Origin of the sequence: Rheinheimera sp. (assembly GCF_030690345.1) — a bacterium.
Classification (GTDB): Bacteria; Pseudomonadota; Gammaproteobacteria; order Enterobacterales; family Alteromonadaceae; genus Alishewanella.
Genome location: NZ_JAUYGV010000006.1, coordinates 725995 through 743651, shown reverse-complemented (window position 1 = coordinate 743651; position 17657 = coordinate 725995). Strand labels below are relative to the sequence as shown.

Genomic DNA, 17657 nt, shown 5'->3' with positions numbered 1-17657 from the left:
GGCTCCCGCCGCCTGGTGTTATTTACAACAACGGAGACGCTGACATGGAATTGGATGCCGCGCTGTTATCGCGCTTGCAGTTTGCTTTTACCGTTAGTTTTCATATTATTTTTCCGTCGATTACTATTGGCCTAGCGACCTTAATTGCCATTTGGGAAGGCTTGTGGCTAAAAACCCGTAAGCCGGTGTATCTGCAACTGGCCAAATTCTGGATCAAGCCATTTGCCATTACCTTTGGTATGGGGGTGGTATCGGGCATAGTGTTGTCGTATGAATTCGGCACTAACTTCTCTGAGTTTTCCCGTATTACCGGCACTGTGCTCGGCCCCCTGATGGCATACGAGGTGTTGACAGCGTTTTTCCTCGAAGCCGGCTTTCTCGGTATTATGCTGTTTGGTTGGCAACGTGTAGGGCCTAAACTGCACTTCTTTGCCACTGTGGTGGTGGCGGTCGGCACCTGGATATCGGCATTCTGGATTATTGCCGCAAACTCCTGGATGCATACCCCGGCAGGCTATGTCATTGTCGACGGCGTATTTCATGTTAAAAGCTGGTGGGAAGTGATATTTAACCCCTCCATGCCCTACCGCTTCAGCCATATGCTATTGGCCGCCTTTATTACCGGCACCTTTGTCGTGCTGGCCACCAGTGCCTGGCAACTGTTGCATACAGAGCACAAAGCCATGGCGCGTAAAGGGCTGTCGATGACCTTATGGCTGGCACTGATTTTAACGCCGCTACAAGCCTACGTCGGCGACTTGCACGGCCTGAACGTGAAAGAACATCAGCCGGTTAAGCTGGCCGCGATGGAAGGCATTTGGCCGGAGCGTGAAGCCGGCGCGCCACTGCTGCTGTTTGCGATTCCGGATAAAGCGGCAGAGAAAAACCACTTTGAAATTGCTATCCCTAAACTGGCCAGCCTGATTCTAACCCATGACCCGGATGGCGAGCTGATGGGCTTAAAAGCTGTGCCGGCAGACGAGCGGCCCAATGTCGCCGTGGTGTTTTTCTCCTTCCGCGTAATGGTCGGCATTGGCATGCTGATGATACTGGTGGCATTAACCGGCGCTTTCCTGCGTTGGCGTGGCACCCTGTATCAAAGCCGCTGGTTTTTAACTGCCTGCAGCTATCTGGCGCCTGGTGGCGTTATTGCCGTGCTGGCCGGCTGGTATGTGGTAGAAGTAGGCCGCCAGCCGTGGCTGGTACAGGGCCTGGTACGTACTATGGAGGTAGTGTCGCCACTGCCGGCCGAGCGGGTGCTGTTTTCTTTAACGCTGTTTGTGCTGACTTACAGCCTGCTGTTTGGCGTTTATCTGTACTTTATGCGCAAACTGATCCGCAAAGGCCCGCCCTCGCCGGAGCAACTGCAACAACAACTGATTGGCGTAAAAGCTGCCGGCTATGCCGCAGCACTGGCGAAACAGATTAAACCGGTACAGGAGCACCACTGATGGAACTGCAATTAGGCTTACCGCTGTTTTACTTTCTGCTGCTCGGTTTTGCCATTTTAATGTATGTGCTGCTGGATGGCTTTGATTTGGGCATCGGCATTTTGTATCCTTGGTTTAACAGCGATGCCGAGCATGATCATCTGATGCGCTCTATCTCGCATGTGTGGGATGGCAACGAAACCTGGCTGGTGTTTGGCGGCGTTATTCTGTTTGGCGCCTTTCCGGCAGCCTATGCATCTATTGCCTCTTTGCTGTATCTGCCGATAATGCTGATGTTAATTGGCTTGATTTTTCGCGGTGTCGCCTTTGAATATCGCTTTAAATCTAACACTTCACGGCAGTGGTGGAACCGGGCTTTTGCTATCGGCTCCAGCCTGGCGGCGTTTTGTCAGGGCTTAATGCTGGGCGTGCTGGTGCAGGGCGTAGACAGCGACACTATAGCCTTGTCCAGCTTACAGTGGCTAACGCCGTTCAGCCTGTTTACCGGGCTTGCCGTGATGGCCGGTTATGCTTTGCTGGCCTGCACCTATCTGACAATGAAAAGCCGTGGCGACATTCAGCAAAAGGCAGCCCGCTACGGTCAACGCCTGCTGTTATTTGTTATGTTGTCGATGTTATTAGTCAGCCTGTGGACACTGTGGCTGCAACCGGACATTCGTCAGCGTTGGTTTGGCGGCGCGCATACCCTGGCGCTGATGTTACTGCCATTGTTGGCCTTGTTAGCGGCGCGCTTATTATTTCGCGACTTAGGCCGCGTACAACGCCAGTTTGCCGCCGACAGCGATATTAACCGCCGCCATGAAAGCCGGCCGTTCTGGCTGGCGGCCAGTTTGTTCTTGCTGGCCTTTGTCGGGCTGGTGGTTGGCTTATTTCCTTACCTGCTGCCACGCCAACTGAGCTTTTACGCCGCCGCAGCGCCGGATGCCAGCTTAAGTTTTATGCTACCCGGGGTGCTGATTTTCGTGCCGTTGATCCTTGCCTACACGCTGTGGGGCTATCATATCTTTCGCGGTAAGGTAGAAGACTTCGAGGAGGGTTACTAATGCTAAAGCGCCCGTTACCCAAAGCCGTATGGTTTTTGCTGTTGTATCTGGCCGGCCTGTGCAGCCTTACGCTGGTAGCCTTGTTGCTTAAATCACTGCTGGCAGGTATATAACCGGCAAAGTGTCGGCCAAAACCCGCCGTTAATCGCATTTAGCGACTATTTTTGCAGCAGCCCCCTTGCGGGGTGCTGAACAAGCGCTCATTATCATTTGACGCAGTGTGTAATGCACTGCTATGTCATAAGGTAACGAGGTTTTATGCGCTGGCTAAGTAGTTTTGCCATATTGTTGTATTTAAGCTTATTGTGTATGCCGCAAGCCTTTGCGGTGCACGATAAACGCTTATCACCAATGGCAGAAACCCAGCTACAGGCCATCAGCCCGTTACTGCACCAGACAGCGTTCACTACTGAACAAGACGCCGGCGAAGAACAGCACCCTGCATTGCCCGGCATTGCGCTGAAACATAACCTGCCGCTGTACCTGAATAGTTATAGTGGCGGCCGCACCTCAGTGTGGCGCTATGTTCTGCTGTCGCTGCAGGCCCGTGCGCCACCGGTAATCTCCTCACTCTAAGTTTTGTCCGGGCAGCCTCTGCTGTTCACACTCATTATTTATTGTTAGCCGGTATGGCCTCTGCGTACCGGTATCTGAGGAAACACGATGAAAACATTAGCCTTATATGCTGTTGAAGCCATTGATCATTTAGTACAACCGGACGATTTTGACGGTACCACCTTAAGCTCACCGGCACTGAGTGTGGTCACTGACTTTAAACACAGCCAACCGAATATGATCAGCAGCACCAGCTCAGCCCGCGACGCCCTGGAAATGATGCAGCAGGAGCAAGCCAAGCTTAAACTGGTGGTGGACCATGACGGCGAACTGGCCGGTTTAATTCATCTGGAGCAATTGTCAGACCAGGCCATTATGCGCCGCGTTGCCTTTGGCGACAGCCGCGACGACATTAAAGTGGCAGATTTAATGCGCCCGCGTGAGCGCATTAAAGCGCTGGCGTATCAGCAACTGCAGCACTGTAGCATTGCAGATGTGGTAAATACCCTGCAATCCAGCGGCGAGCAACACTGTGTGGTGGTAGACCGCGAATCGCACCAAATCCGCGGCGTGATCAGCGCCCAGGATATAGCGCGCCGGTTAAAGGTGCAGTTGCACATTCAGCAAACACCCACCTTTTTGCATATTTTCGACAGCCTGACTGCCTGAGACCGGCACTATCCCGGTTGACTGAAAAACAGCAGCCGGGATAAAAAAGTGTAGTTGGCTTCAATAGCCATTAACCCTATCAGCACCAGAATGGCCAGCGGCGGTAAACACAGCAGTAACTTTACCGCCAACCGCTCCCACGCCACATGCATAAAAATGCTGATAATTAACCCTGCCTTTAGCAGCATAAACAGCAAAATTAGGCCCCAACGCAAAGCCCCCTGCAGTTGCAGATAATCCACCATATACGACAGGCTGCTAAGCACAAATAACCAGCCCCATATTTTCAAATACAGGCTGATTGGATGCTGCTGATTTACGCTCTGTGTCATAACTCACCTCACCATAAATAGAAAAAGGCGAAAATAAACACCCACACCAGATCGACAAAGTGCCAGTACAGACCGGTAATTTCGACGATGTCATAGCCTTTTTGCTCGTAGTGGCCTTTGCGTACGCGGTTGGCAATTACCAACAGGTAGATCACCCCGGCACTGACATGCAGACCATGGAACCCGGTGATCATAAAAAACGCCGCACCAAACTGAGCCGCCCCCATCGGATTGCCCCAGGGCCTTACGCCGTCAGAAATTAATTTGCTCCACTCAAACGCCTGCATCGCCACAAACAATGCGCCTAAGATGGCGGTAATTACCATTAACCAAAATGTGGCTTTGCGGGCACCGCGGTAAGCATAGTTCACAGCCATTGCCATGGTGCCGCTGCTGGTGATCAGCACAAACGTCATAATGGCAATCAGCAGCAACGGAATATGCTGGCCGGCCACCGTTAAAGCAAACACCTCGCTGGTGTTGGGCCAGGCGGCAGTGGTCGACATCCGCACATTCATGTAACCAACCAGAAAAATGCTGAAAATAAAGGTGTCGCCCAGCAGGAAGATCCACATCATCAGCTTGCCCCACGGCATGCGGAAGGCTTCTTTGTCGGCACTCCAGTCACTGACCACCGATGGCCAACCGCCGGCGGTTTTACTGCTGCTGTTGCTGTCAGCTGTCATCGCTCACCTCAAAAGCCGCATAAAGCAGCAAGGGTGTTGTAGGTATCGGCAGAGCTGGTTAACAGCGCAAACAACAATAGCCATACCACAAACAGAAAATGCCAATAGGTGGTGCACAGTTGCAAACTGCGGCTGAACTGCACGGGCGCCCGGCGCTGCCACCATACTTTAGCCAGTGCCAGCAAGCCTGCCAGCAAGTGCAAACCATGCACGGCGGTAAATAAGTAAAAGTAACTGTTGGCCGGGTTAGTGCGCAGCGCATAACCCTGTGCCAACAACTGCTGCCACAGTTGCCATTGCCCGGCTAAAAATAACAGCAACAGCAGCGTAGCCAGCGCCAGCCAGGGGCTGACCTTTTGCCGTAACCGCTTTGATTGCCACAGCGCCAGTTGCATTGCCACACTGCTGAGCAACAACCACAGAGTATTCAGCCACAGCAGCCCCGGCCGGGTCAGCGGCTGCCACGGCTCCCCCGCCAGCGCCTGAAAGTCCGGCAGCTGAGTACGGCCTAAAAAGGTAATGGTAAACAGGAAAAACAGTACAGTGCTGATAGCCAACATAAAAAGTAAAGCCGTACGTTGTGGCCAGCGCTGCGCTGTCGTTTGCAACGCCGGGTCCATGCCGGCCGGGTGCGCCAACCAGGGTTTTTCCCGCAGCTTGCTTATTACGCTCATTGCTGTGACTCCCGGTATAGCTGCTCATCGGTATACTGCAATTGCTCATTCGGTACGTTTTGCGGAATAAAGTCGGCCTTTACACCAGGTACGCTGTAATCATAGGCCCAGCGATACACCACCGGCACCGTTTTCCCCCAGTTGCCGTGGCCAGGCGGCGTATGCTCGGTTTGCCATTCCAGCGTGGTCGCCTGCCACGGATTGCTGCCGGCCGGCTTACCCTTGCGTAAACTCCAGATCAGGTTAGCAATAAAAATCAGCTGCACCACACCAACAATAATGGCCGACACTGTGATACCGGCATTCAGCGATTGTGCCGACTCCGGGATAAAATCACTGCCGCCCATGGCAAAGTAACGCCGCGGTACACCAAGAAAACCGAGGTAGTGCATCGGCAAATACACGGCATAGGTGCCAAGAAAAGTAGCCCAAAAGTGAAATTTACCCCAGCCTTCATGCAAAAAGCGGCCGGTCACTTTCGGAAACCAATGATAAATGGCCGCGAACAACACCATAATCGGCGATACGCCCATGACCATATGAAAGTGCGCCACGACAAAGTAGGTGTCGGACAGCGGTAAATCCACCACTACATTACCGAGAAACAGCCCGGTTAAACCGCCGTGTACAAAGGTAAAAATAAAGCCGATAGCAAACAGCATAGGGGTGGTTAAATGAATATTGCCGCGCCACAAGGTCAGCACCCAGTTGTACACTTTCAATGCCGTGGGCACAGCGATAATTAAGGTGGTAGTAGCAAAGAAGAAACCAAAATACGGGTTCATACCGCTGACATACATATGGTGCGCCCACACCACAAAACTTAAGCCACCAATTGCCACTATGGCCCATACCATCATGCGATAACCAAAGATGTTTTTCCGCGCATGGGTGGCCAACACATCTGACACCATACCAAAGGCCGGCAAGGCCACGATATACACCTCGGGGTGGCCGAAAAACCAAAACAAATGCTGGAATAAAATCGGGCTGCCTCCGCTGTAATCCAGCTGTTCGCCCAGTGATAACAAGGCCGGCATAAAAAAGCTGGTGCCGGCTACTTTATCCAGCAGCATCATAATGGCGCTGACCAACAACGCCGGAAACGCCAGCAAGCCTAAAATGGTGGCGATAAAAATGCCCCAGATGGTTAGCGGCATCCGCATTAACGTCATGCCTCTGGTGCGGGCCTGCAAAATGGTCGTAACGTAATTAAGCCCGCCCATGGTAAAGGCGACGATAAAAATCGCCAGCGATACCAGCATTAGCACTATGCCGCCATCGGCACCGGGCGTACCGGGTAAAATGGCCTGCGGCGGATACAGTGTCCAGCCGGCACCGGTGGGGCCGCCCACCACAAAAAAACTGGCCAGCAGCACAATGACCGACAACAGATAGGTCCAGTAGCTGAGCATATTCAGATAGGGAAACACCATATCACGTGCACCTATCATCAGGGGGATCAGGTAGTTACCAAAGCCGCCGAGCAATAGCGCCGTTAGCAGGTAAATCACCATTATCATGCCGTGCATGGTAACAAATTGCAGATAGGCCGACGGGTCGATAAATGAGAAGGTATCGGGAAAGCCCAGCTGCAAGCGCATCAATGCCGATAACAGCAGGGCAATAAGGCCGACAAAAATGGCGGTAATGCCATATTGAATGGCAATCACTTTATGGTCCTGACTCCAGATATACCTGGTAATAAAACTGTGCGGGTGTTTGGATTCGTCCGGCTGGTCGGTCACCGCAATATGGCTCATGGTGCGCTCCTTAACGTGGCAGCATCACTGCCGGCGGTATTAGATAAAGAGGAGATGTAAGCAATAATGGCGGCATAGTCCTGCTCACTGTGCAGCGACTGCGCCATCAGCTGCATCTGGGCACCGTAAAAATCTGCACTGTGGCTGCCGCGTACGCCTTGTTTAAAGTAGTCCAGTTGCCGGCGCAAATAAGTGGCATCAAGCGCCGTTAACGCCGGCGCGTTCATGGCGTAAATGCCCTGTGCCCTGCTGCCATGGCAATAGCCGCAATTACGGTACAGGGCGCGGCCCCGCTGCATATCGCCATCTGCGCGTTTTATTTCCGGCGCTGGCAGGCTATCAATAAAGCTCAGCACATTGGCCTGAGTTTGCTCATCCTGCAGCATATTGGCCATCGCCACCATTTGTGCACCGTACAGATCAGCTTCGTTGCTGCCGCGAATTCCCTGTTGATAATGCTGCAACTGGCGCTTTAAATACCAGCGGCTCTGGCCGGCTAACGCCGGGGCATTCAATTGGCTGTTGCCCTCGCCGTTTGCACCATGGCAGGCTGCGCAGACCTGATACATAGCACGGCCCAGCTCTGCATCACCGGCATAGCGGTTTTGGCTTTGGGCAAAGGTGGGTTGTGCCGCCAGCCATTGTTGGTATTCTGCCTCAGCCGTTACCCGTACTTTGCCGCGCATGGCAAAGTGCGCTACGCCGCACAGCTCCTCGCACATAATGTCGAAACGGCCCTCGCGGGTAGGCGTAAACCACAGGTAGGTGACCATGCCGGGCACCAAATCCATTTTTACCCGAAACTGCGGCACAGCGAAGTTATGCAGCACATCTTTAGAGCGCAGCAGCACCTTAACCGGCTTATCAAGCGGTAATACCAGCTCGTTGCTTTGCACCAGGATATCATCCTGGCCTGCCGGGTCTGCGGGGTTAATACCAAAGGGGTTGGCTTCACTGACTAAACGCGGATCGACTTCGCCCAGCTTGCCATCTTCTCCGGGCAAGCGGAAACTCCAGTGCCATTGCTGGCCTACCGCTTCGACCTCTGTCGCATCGTCCGGTACTTCAACAAACTGACCCCAGACATAAAGCCCGGGGGCTAACATGGCGACAATGCCTACTGTGGTAAACAGCGTAAGCCAGGCTTCGAGCTTTTTATTTTCCGGCTGATAGGCGGCGCTGCGGTCTTTATTAAAGCGGTAACGAAACACGGCATAGGCCAGGAATAAATTTACGGCGACAAAGACAAAGCCGGTAACCCAGAAGGTTATGTTGATAGTGGTGTCTATCGACTGCCAGTTTGAGGCAATCGGCGTAAACCACCAGGGGCTGATAAAATGAAAGGCAACAGAACCCAGCACCAGAAGCACAAGGACAATAATTATGGCCATACCCGGTGATCCTTACGCTTAAAGTGAACGGGTACTGCTTGAGTTCAGTTTAATACAATGCCATGCCGTTTAAGGCATGGCTTTAACAAAACGGCGGAAAAACTGCTGACTGCGCACCACCCAGCCCGGCGTCGCCTCGCCGTCACCGGCACTTTGCAAGCGCGGATGTTTACCCAATACCTTTTTCATTACCACTTCCTGCTCCGGCTCAATGTCGATAAACAACACATGCTTGCCCTGATGCAGTAATTCCTGAAAGCGCTTAAAATTCACATTAGGTTGCTGAATACCAATAAAGCCACCTTCCCAGGTGCAAAACCCCAACACCACTATGGCAAGAAAAATAAACGGGATCCAACCGGCTGCCGTATTAGTCCAGCCCATAAACCAAGCCAGTGCCAAAACCAGTATTGCCCCGACGACACCGATAACTGCACCGACTTCAGTGGCATGCACCACATCGCTTTTCAGCACCGGAGCAACTTCATGCAGATGATGCAACTCCACTTCGGCATCACTTTCACTTAACACATGTATTTGCGGTGTCGCTATACCTTGTGCTTCCAGCTCCTGTTCAATTGTAGCTAAATCGTCCAGGTCATCACTGATAAAATAACGTCTTAACATCACCCTATCCTCCGGTCAGAAACCAGCTGTTGTGGCGTGTGCGCCAAGCTTGGGCGCAGGTCTCAGTGTTCAAGTATAGGCAGCAATTAACAAGACTGTACATTTTTTAACCTAACCATTGTTTTTATTCAGTTTCTCCTGGCGCCGTTATGCCGCTGAAAACCGGCTCTTTGCCGCTATTAGGTTTGCTCTGATGCCGGGTCCGGGGTAGTTTGATACGCAAATATTTATAAAGCGTTTATCCGGATGAAGACTATGCGAACTTTTACCTCCGTTATATTGGCCACGCTGCTTACCAGCCCGTTACTGCAGGCTGAAGAACCGGTTAGCCGCAGCGCCGCAGTTAAGCAAAGCGCCGGCAGCAGCTATTTTGAAGCCGAAGATATTTTTGCGCTGGAATACGCCAGCGATGTGCAGATTTCACCCGATGGCAGCAAAATTGTCTATGTGCGTGCCAGTAACGACATTATGACCGACAGCACCCGCACCAGCTTGTGGCTGCTGGACGTAAAATCCGGCCGGCAGCTACCGTTGTTTGCCGACAAATTTAACTACAGCCAGCCGCGCTGGTCAGCCGACAGCCAACAGTTGGCGTTTATCTCAGATAGGAGTGGTTCGCGGCAAATTCACCTGCATTATCTGGCGGAAAATAAAACCGCACAGTTATCCAATTTACGCCAGAGCCCGTCTAACCTAACCTGGGCACCAAACGGCAAGCAGTTGGCGTTTACCATGAATGTTGACGCCAGCGAAGCTGACGTGAAGCAGCGGGTAAAGAAGGTGAAAAAGCCGGCCGGTGCCAAATGGTCAGAGCCGGCTATAGTGCTTGATCGCGTGCGCTATCAAGCCGATGGCCAGGGCTTTTTAAAACCGCAGTTCCGGCAAATTTTTGTCTTGCCGGTCAGTGGCGGTACAGAGCGGCAACTCACCGCCGGTGATTTTCACTACGGCAGTGATTTAAGCTTTACCCCGGATAGCCAGGCACTGGTGTTCTCCGCTAATTTGGACCCGGAGTGGGAGTTTCAGCCACGCGACAGTAACCTGTACCGGTTAGACTTAGCCAGCGGTGCTTTGAAGGCCCTGACTACCATGGCCGGCGATGAATCGGCGCCGGTATTTTCACCCGATGGCAAACAACTGGCATTTTTATGGCAAAGCAACGATTTGGTGCCTTACAGCAACAGCAAGCTAAAAGTACTTCAGCTTAGCAACAATACTATCAGCGATATAGCTGCCGATTTTGACCGCAGTATTCAAAGCCCGAACTGGCTGAGCAACTCAAGCTTTGTAGTGCAGTACGATGACCGCGGCCAACGTAAGCTTGGCACGCTGACCACTAAAGGCAAACTGACTGAACTGACTGCCAGTTTGGGCGGCGTGTCACAACCGCAGCCGTATTTAAGTGGTCAGTACAGCGTATCTGACAATGGCGTTATTGCCTATACCCATGGCAGCAGCCAACGCCCAAGCGATGTCGCTGTAGTGCAAAAAGGCAAAAGCACAGTACTTACTGCGTTGAACGAGGATTTACTCGGCCATAAAAAGCTGGCACAGGTGCATGAGATTATTTACAAATCGTCGTTTGATGGCGAGGAAATTCAGGGTTGGTATATGACACCGCCGGATTTTGACCCGGCAAAAAAATACCCGCTGTTGCTGGAAATTCATGGTGGTCCGCATTTAGCCTATGGCCCGCAGTGGAGCGCCGAAATGCAGCGCTATGCCAAAGAAGGTTATGTGGTGTTTTATGATAACCATCGCGGCAGCTCCTCTTATGGTGAACGCTTTGCCATGTTACTGCACAATAAGTACAGCTCGCCGGAAGACTATGCCGACCATGACAGCGGCGTTAATGCCATGCTGCAGCTGGGCTTTATCGATGAGAACAACCTGTTTATCGGTGGCGGCTCGGCCGGCGGTATTGCCACCGCTTATGCCATTGGCCTGACCAACCGCTACAAAGCGGCGGCAGTGGTAAAACCGATTATTAACTGGTTAAGTAAGGTGCTGACCGGCGACTCTTACACTTACCAAACCTTTCACCAGTTCCCTGGTGTGCCGTGGGAAAATGTTGAACATTACTGGCAGCGCTCGCCGCTGAGCTTGGTTGGCAATGTGCAAACCCCGACCATTTTAATTACCGGTGAGCAGGACCGCCGTACACCGATTTCTGAATCAGAGCAGTTTTATCAAGCGCTGAAACTACGCCGCATTGATACGGCAATGGTACGCATTCCGGGTTCACCACACGGCATATCGAACCGTCCGGGCCGGATGATCGAAAAAGTAGAGTATATGCTGGCCTGGTTTGAGAAATACCGCACGCCGTCAAACTAAGCGGCTACAACCCGGTGGCGGCTACGGTTAAGCGGTAGCCTACGCCGGGTTCAGTTTTCAAAAACGCCGGCGCCGCCGGGTTCGCTTCCAGTTTCTGCCGTAGTTGTGCCATGTGCACCCGCACGTACTCCGGCCGCTCAGTGTAGGTTTTACCCCATACCTGAGTCAGGATCTGGTTATGCGTCAGTACTTTGTCGGCATGACGCATCAATAACAGCAGAATGTCATATTCGGTTTTGGTCAGATGCACCGGCTGGCCAGCGCGCTGCACCGTGCGGCTGACCGGGTCCAGCTGTACTTCACCAAAAGCAAACACCTGCTGAGCACTGGCAACTTTGCGCAAATTGGCGCGAATGCGGGCCATCAGCTCGGCTGCACTAAACGGCTTGGTTACATAGTCGTTGGCGCCGTTATCCAGCGCCTGCACTTTATCCTGCTCGCTATGACGGGCTGATATGACGATCACCGGGGTCTCACACCAGCCACGCAACTGCTGCAGCCAGACCTGACCGTCCATATCGCTCAGGCCCAAATCAAGCAAAATAAGCTCCGCCGGCTCAGTCACTAAACATTGCAAGGCCGGCAAACCGGCGGTAAAGCTCAGCACCTTATGCTGATGGCTTTTCAGCAAGGTGCTGAGAAAGCTTTGCATCGCCGGATCATCTTCTAACACCAGTATGGTTTCAGCCAACGTTTTGCCCCACGGTATCGGTTGTTGCCGGCCAGCGCAGTTGCGCCAGCATGGTTTGATTATCGCTACTGTGCAGGCTGAACTGGCCGGCGTGTAACTGCATAACGGCTTTACAAATGGCGGTGCCAAGCCCGGTGCCGCTGTCGCGCTGCGCCTTGTTGTGGCTGGCGATAGCATTGCTGACACGCAAATGGTAGTAGCCGTTGTCCTGATTAAAACTTACCGATACCGGCGCTGCGCCATGACGCACGGCGTTTTCCAGCATATTGGCCAGCGCAATTTCCAGCAGGGTGCTGTCGGCCAGGCAATGGGCACTGCTGCTAAGCTGGATTTGTAACGGCTGATTGCTGAGTAACTGTGCGCGGCGGCTGATAGCGGCCGACACCACATCGGCCACATCCAGCTCAGCACGGGCCAAAGTGTGCTGTGGCTGCTGCACCCGACTTAGCTCCATTACCTTGTCAAAATGTTCGCTCAGCAAGCTGCTCTGACGGTAGATATTAGCCGCCTGCTCGCGTATTTCGTCGCTGCTCAATGTCAGTTCACTATCGGCCAGCATGCTGGATGCGCCCATAATGGTAGCCAGCGGGGTGCGTAAATCATGCGAAATGGAGCGTAACAGCATAGCGCGGCTGTGTTCCAGCTCAGCCCTGAATCTGGCCTGGCGGGTTTTGCCGGCCAGTAACTGGCGCTGACGCATATGCTTTTTTGCCCGCGCCAGCTCAATCCGTAACCGGCCCGATAAACGGCCGATAAAACTGCCAAGCAGCAACATAACAATAAAGGTAACCAGATAGTCGATATGGTGGATATACAGGGTGTAATAAGGTGTGACAAAAAACCAGTTCAGCAACAGCACGCTGCTAACCGTAGTAATAACTGCCCAACGCTGGCCCGCTTGTTGCGCCACCCAGGTTACCCACAATAACTGCAGCATGGCAACGTCGGTAGTATTAAGCAGCGCTCTGGCCGGCAGCAACAGCAGCGCAATAACTACCGGTACGACCAGCGCCAGCAGCAACAGCTGCCACAGGGCAAAATGTCTGGCGTGGGTCAGTTTCATCGTTCAGCGGCCTTAATAACGCCAGTACATTGGCGTAAACAGTAATAACATGGTCAGGATCTCCAGCCGGCCCAGCAGCATGCCCAGCGTAAGCCACCATTTTGCACCATCAGGCAAAGAAGCAAAGTTGCCGGCCGGACCAATGACATCGCCCAACCCGGGGCCAACATTACCTACCGCCGTAGCGGCACCGGTTAACGCGGTCACAAAATCCAGATTATACATGGATAACACCAATGCCAATGCCGCTATAGTAGCAAAATACACAAACGCAAATGCCAGCACAGCGCTGAGCAGGCTGTCATCGACTTTTTTATTGCCGTATTTTTGCGTCCAGACCGCATTAGGGTGAATTAACAGGTTCAGCTGTTTCAGCAGCATATAGCCGGATAACTGAGTACGGAAAATTTTCAGCCCGCCTGAGGTTGAGCCGGAGCAACCGCCGCTAAAGGTCAGATAAAAAAACAGCACCACCGCCATGCTGCCCCATAAAGTGTAATCCTCCGAGGCATAGCCACAGGTGGTGATCACCGACACCACATTAAACACACTGTGGGTTAGCGCCGAAAACCAATCGCGCTCGTCATGTATTATCTGATAACCGGCCAGCAGCAAAGCTGCTACCAACACTACAGCGATAAAGGCTTTTACCTGAGGGTCGCGCAGCAGTGCCCATTTATCGCCGCGTGCCATGCCTACAAACAGCACAAACGGCAGCGCTGCCAGCGCCATCCAGATACTGCTGAACCAGAGTAACCAGGGTTTATCGTTAAAATGGCCAAAGGACGCATCGTAATTGGCAAAACCGCCGGTGGCGGCCGATGTCATGGCATGGGTGATGGCATCAAACAACGACATACCACCGGCATAATAGCTGACAGCCGCCGCCACGCTGATGCCCAAATACACCATTAAAATAGAGCTGGATAAACTGCTGCTGCGCGGCAGTATTTTCTCCGAAATATCCGAGCTTTCAGTTTTAAACAGTTTCATACCGCCGATTTTCAACGCCGGCAGTATCGCTATGGCCATGACAATAATACCAATGCCGCCAATCCACTGCAGTATCGCCCGCCACAGCAGCACGGCCCTTGGCTTGGTATCCAGGCCACTTAACACGGTAGAGCCGGTAGTGGTAATCGCCGACACAGTTTCAAACCAGGCATCGGTAACGCTAAGGCCCGGCACACTCAGATAAAACGGCAAGGCAGCGAACAGACATACCGATAACCAGCACAAAGTGGTGAGTAAAAACAGATAACGTTTTTTCAACTGTACGGCACTGCCGGAGCGCAGCACCAGCACGCCGCCGGCGCTGAGGGTTATGGCTCCCGCCAGCAGAAAGTTCCAGAACGCCCGGTCCTGCAGCGCAAAGCTTACCGCCATAGTGACAAACTGCGCCAGGCTCAGGCTAATCAGCAGATAACCTATTACGCGGTAAAAGAAATGCTTGTTTTCAACTTCCGTATCGCCAAGCACAAAAGAATAACCAGACATCAGGATATACTGCAGCAAAGATTGATAGCGCAAGCCTAACGCTATCCCGCCTGCACCGTTGTAAAGCTTTTCTAAAGATTTAGCGCTGCAGTATAAAGATTTTATAAAGATTAACGGCGACCGGCTGATTATACCGCTGCAAAGTATCGATCTAAAATGGCCAGAGTATCGCGGACAGTAGCGATACGCTGCGCCACTGACGCGCTGAGTGGCCGGATACCAATTTTGGCTCCTAACACTAATAATGCCTCCGGGGAGTCGCACGCTGCCAGGCAGTTATGCATGGCCTGCTCTGTCATCCAACTGCCGGGCTCACCATGTGGTACCAGTGCGCTTTGCTGTGGCGGCTGATGGCTGTCGCGCCAGGCGCCGTATTCGCTGTGCTGGTCAGATACGCCGGAGAACATCAGCCCGCTTAACACCCCAGCGGCCTGCACGGCCCGAATATGCTCCAATGCCCCATCAACACGGCGGGTTTCAAATACCGAACGGCCCCAGTTAATCACTATGCCTAATTGCTGCGTTGTGCTGAGCTGCGTATTTAGCTGTGTTATTACCTCAAGCTCATCGCCAAGCGCTAAAAAGCCCTTTGACGGTGTGTGGCTATCAACATAAGCATCACAGTGCTCAATCACAATCCGGGCGCCGTGCCAGTCCCACTGCAACATAGTCTCAAGCGAAGCTTGAAGGGCGGCTTTAGATGCTGCCGCTTTATGCCGTGCCGGTGCGGTTTGAATTTGAATTGCCGTTACCGCATGCCGGCCCAAATGGGCGTTGAGTTTGCCAATAGCAGCACAGGCCTGCTGCATAAAATCCAGCGCAGCCTGGCGCCCGGCTTCGTCATCCGAGGCAATACCAAATAACGGATTTTGCCCCAATGCATTCATAATGCCGGGAATACAGGTAAACACATAATCCCAATCCGGCTGAATATTCGCTAAAAACCAGTTGTCATCATGCTGGTGCAAAGCACCTAAAAACGGATGCTCCAGGCCTTTGATATTCGGCAGCGCTTTTAATTCGTTATAAAACGCAGTTTCAAGCTCAGGCTGCCAACCGCTGTGATTGGGTGAAACGGCATAAGCGCCAAGGTAGTATTTCATCGTTTGCTTGTCCTATTTAACGCTTAATCGTCGGGGCTATTCAGGGTAAATACCAGGTGTTTACGCATATCTTTCAGCACTATACCTTTTTTCAGCAATAAGCCGCTTAAGCGCTTTTGCCACGTTAGCAGCTGAGGCTGCGCCGCATCTAACATAGCTTGTTCAGTAAACTGCAACCGCACCAGCAGCGACACCGGAAAGGCTTCATACTCCAGGCTAAACCAACACTGCACCGCGCCCGGCAATTCCAGCAGCGCTTGCTGCTCCAGCCTGGTCACCGCATCTAACACCGCGGCCTGTTGTTTAAGTTGAACTTTAGAGAGTTTTTTCATAATACCACTTACCTTAACAATACTGCCCCGCTACCCAACCGCTGGCCCAGGCCCACTGGAAATTGTAGCCGCCTAACCAACCGGTAACGTCGACTACTTCGCCGATAAAATACAAGCCGGGTTGCTGTTTCGCTTCCATGGTTTTCGAGGATAAATAGTCGGTATCAACACCGCCGATGGTCACCTCTGCGGTGCGATAGCCTTCGGTGCCGTTGGGTTTAAATACATAGCCGTGCAGGCTGTCAGCGATGTGTTTAATGCTTTTCGGGTTTAGTGCTTTTAGCGGCTGGTTAGTGAAGATATTTAACTCCAGCAGTTTTTCTACCAACCGTTTCGGCAGTAATTTGCCCAGCGCGGTTTTGACTTCCTGCTCCGGGTGAGCCTGCTGCTGCGTGGCGAGAAACTCTGCCACATCGGTTTGCGGTGCCATATTTACTGTTACTTCATCGCCCGGTTGCCAATAGCTGGAAATTTGCAGTATGGCCGGCCCGCTTAAACCGCGATGGGTAAACAGCATATCTTCCGGGAATACCGTGCCGTTGGCCTCTGCCGTTACCGGTAAGGACACACCGCTGATTTCCTCAAATACCGCTTTATCAGCCGGTTGCCAGGTTAATGGCACTAAGGCTGCGCGCAGTGGCAGCACTTTTAAACCAAACTGTTCGGCCAGCTGAAAGCCAAAGGCAGTTGCGCCTAAATTCGGCAAGCTTAAACCACCACTGGCGACCACTAAGCTTGTGCACTGCCGGCTAAGTTCGGCCGTGGTAACGGTGTATTGGCCGTCAGCAAAGCTGACGCCGCTAATGCTTTGCTGCAGCGCAATTTGCACATTGGCGGCTTTAGCCTCGCTTAGCAGCATATCGACAATATCTTTGGCGGAATCATCACAAAACAGCTGACCGAGGGTTTTCTCATGGTAAGCAATAGCATGCTTTTGCACCAGGGCGATAAAATCCCACTGCGTGTAACGGCTTAACGCCGATTTACAAAAGTGTTTGTTTTGCGACAGGAAATTCTCCGGCGCAGCATAGATATTAGTGAAATTACAGCGGCCACCGCCGGACATTAAAATTTTACGGCCAACGCGTTTACCGTTATCCAGCACCAGTACTTTGCGGCCACGCTTACCGGCTTCTATCGCGCACATTAAGCCCGCTGCGCCGGCACCTATTACTATTACATCCCACTGCTGCATAACGCCTGTTTACCTGTCTGACGCAAAAGCCGCTATTGTCGGCGACTCTGCCGGCGGATGCAATCTATGCCTGCGCCTATAGCAATAATGCGTATAAATTATATCTTTTTGATATATAGCGCTAAGCCCGGTAAATCGCAGATCCGGCTACAGCCGGCAGTGCCGCTCAGTATGGCTTTTCTGCTGTGTTTAAAAAAAGACCTTTTTTCCCGACAACATTTTTGTCCGCCGCCTGTTGTAACAATTGT

17 protein-coding genes are annotated in these 17657 nt (G+C 52.5%); 5 read left to right on the top strand and 12 right to left on the bottom strand.

Annotated elements, in window-relative coordinates; all coding sequences use genetic code 11:
• Window positions 1-44: 44 nt before the first annotated feature.
• The 4 genes from Q8O77_RS07960 (at window position 45) to Q8O77_RS07945 (ending at window position 3718) form a co-directional block, all read left to right on the top strand.
• Window positions 45-1451 (top strand): cytochrome ubiquinol oxidase subunit I, encoded by a 1407-nt coding sequence (locus tag Q8O77_RS07960; RefSeq protein ID WP_305552324.1) that lies wholly within the window; start codon window positions 45-47, stop codon window positions 1449-1451.
• Window positions 1451-2494 (top strand): cytochrome d ubiquinol oxidase subunit II, encoded by a 1044-nt coding sequence (cydB, locus tag Q8O77_RS07955; RefSeq protein WP_305552323.1) that lies wholly within the window; start codon window positions 1451-1453, stop codon window positions 2492-2494. The genes Q8O77_RS07960 and cydB overlap by 1 nt, the downstream gene beginning before the upstream one ends.
• 258 nt (window positions 2495-2752) lie before the next feature.
• The gene (locus tag Q8O77_RS07950) at window positions 2753-3070 is read left to right on the top strand and encodes a hypothetical protein (RefSeq protein ID WP_305552322.1); all 318 of its coding nucleotides are present in this window, start codon (window positions 2753-2755) and stop codon (window positions 3068-3070) included.
• Window positions 3071-3157: 87 nt separating this feature from the next.
• On the top strand, window positions 3158-3718 hold the full coding sequence (locus Q8O77_RS07945) for a CBS domain-containing protein (RefSeq protein WP_305552321.1): 561 nt from the start codon (window positions 3158-3160) through the stop codon (window positions 3716-3718).
• Window positions 3719-3726: 8 nt separating this feature from the next.
• Here Q8O77_RS07945 and Q8O77_RS07940 read toward each other — a convergent pair whose 3' ends face one another.
• The 6 genes from Q8O77_RS07940 to Q8O77_RS07915 form a co-directional block, all read right to left on the bottom strand.
• Window positions 3727-4050: a cytochrome C oxidase subunit IV family protein gene (locus tag Q8O77_RS07940; protein WP_305552320.1), complete on the bottom strand. Its 324-nt coding sequence runs from the start codon at window positions 4048-4050 to the stop codon at window positions 3727-3729.
• A gap of 8 nt (window positions 4051-4058) precedes the next feature.
• Entirely contained in the window at window positions 4059-4736 is a 678-nt protein-coding gene (locus tag Q8O77_RS07935; RefSeq protein ID WP_305552319.1) for a cytochrome c oxidase subunit 3, read from the bottom strand.
• Between the two features lie 8 nt (window positions 4737-4744).
• The gene (locus tag Q8O77_RS07930; protein ID WP_305552318.1) at window positions 4745-5410 is read right to left on the bottom strand and encodes a cytochrome c oxidase subunit 3; all 666 of its coding nucleotides are present in this window, start codon (window positions 5408-5410) and stop codon (window positions 4745-4747) included.
• Complete coding sequence (locus Q8O77_RS07925; protein WP_305552317.1) at window positions 5407-7173, bottom strand: cbb3-type cytochrome c oxidase subunit I; 1767 nt, start codon at window positions 7171-7173, stop codon at window positions 5407-5409. Before Q8O77_RS07925 ends, Q8O77_RS07930 begins: the two co-directional genes overlap by 4 nt.
• Window positions 7170-8564 carry a cytochrome c oxidase subunit II gene (coxB, locus tag Q8O77_RS07920; protein WP_305552316.1) on the bottom strand — a complete coding sequence of 465 codons (1395 nt, stop codon included), beginning with the start codon at window positions 8562-8564 and terminating at the stop codon, window positions 7170-7172. The genes Q8O77_RS07925 and coxB overlap by 4 nt, the downstream gene beginning before the upstream one ends.
• 69 nt (window positions 8565-8633) lie before the next feature.
• Window positions 8634-9191 carry an NAD/FAD-utilizing enzyme gene (locus Q8O77_RS07915; RefSeq protein WP_305552315.1) on the bottom strand — a complete coding sequence of 186 codons (558 nt, stop codon included), beginning with the start codon at window positions 9189-9191 and terminating at the stop codon, window positions 8634-8636.
• A 255-nt stretch (window positions 9192-9446) separates the two neighbouring features.
• Here Q8O77_RS07915 and Q8O77_RS07910 point away from each other — a divergent pair, with 255 nt between their 5' ends.
• Window positions 9447-11528: a S9 family peptidase gene (locus Q8O77_RS07910; RefSeq protein ID WP_305552314.1), complete on the top strand. Its 2082-nt coding sequence runs from the start codon at window positions 9447-9449 to the stop codon at window positions 11526-11528.
• A 4-nt stretch (window positions 11529-11532) separates the two neighbouring features.
• Here Q8O77_RS07910 and Q8O77_RS07905 read toward each other — a convergent pair whose 3' ends face one another.
• From Q8O77_RS07905 to Q8O77_RS07880, 6 genes are all read right to left on the bottom strand, one after another.
• Window positions 11533-12219: a response regulator transcription factor gene (locus Q8O77_RS07905; RefSeq protein WP_305552313.1), complete on the bottom strand. Its 687-nt coding sequence runs from the start codon at window positions 12217-12219 to the stop codon at window positions 11533-11535.
• Entirely contained in the window at window positions 12212-13282 is a 1071-nt protein-coding gene (locus tag Q8O77_RS07900) for a DUF4118 domain-containing protein (RefSeq protein WP_305552312.1), read from the bottom strand. The genes Q8O77_RS07905 and Q8O77_RS07900 overlap by 8 nt, the downstream gene beginning before the upstream one ends.
• Before the next feature lie 12 nt (window positions 13283-13294).
• Entirely contained in the window at window positions 13295-14779 is a 1485-nt protein-coding gene (locus Q8O77_RS07895; protein WP_305552311.1) for a TrkH family potassium uptake protein, read from the bottom strand.
• Between the two features lie 128 nt (window positions 14780-14907).
• The gene (locus tag Q8O77_RS07890) at window positions 14908-15882 is read right to left on the bottom strand and encodes a DUF4862 family protein (RefSeq protein ID WP_305552310.1); all 975 of its coding nucleotides are present in this window, start codon (window positions 15880-15882) and stop codon (window positions 14908-14910) included.
• A gap of 23 nt (window positions 15883-15905) precedes the next feature.
• Window positions 15906-16214: a hypothetical protein gene (locus tag Q8O77_RS07885; RefSeq protein ID WP_305552309.1), complete on the bottom strand. Its 309-nt coding sequence runs from the start codon at window positions 16212-16214 to the stop codon at window positions 15906-15908.
• A gap of 13 nt (window positions 16215-16227) precedes the next feature.
• Window positions 16228-17409, bottom strand: coding sequence for an NAD(P)/FAD-dependent oxidoreductase (locus Q8O77_RS07880; protein ID WP_305552308.1), 1182 nt, complete (start codon window positions 17407-17409; stop codon window positions 16228-16230).
• Window positions 17410-17657 lie beyond the last annotated feature (248 nt).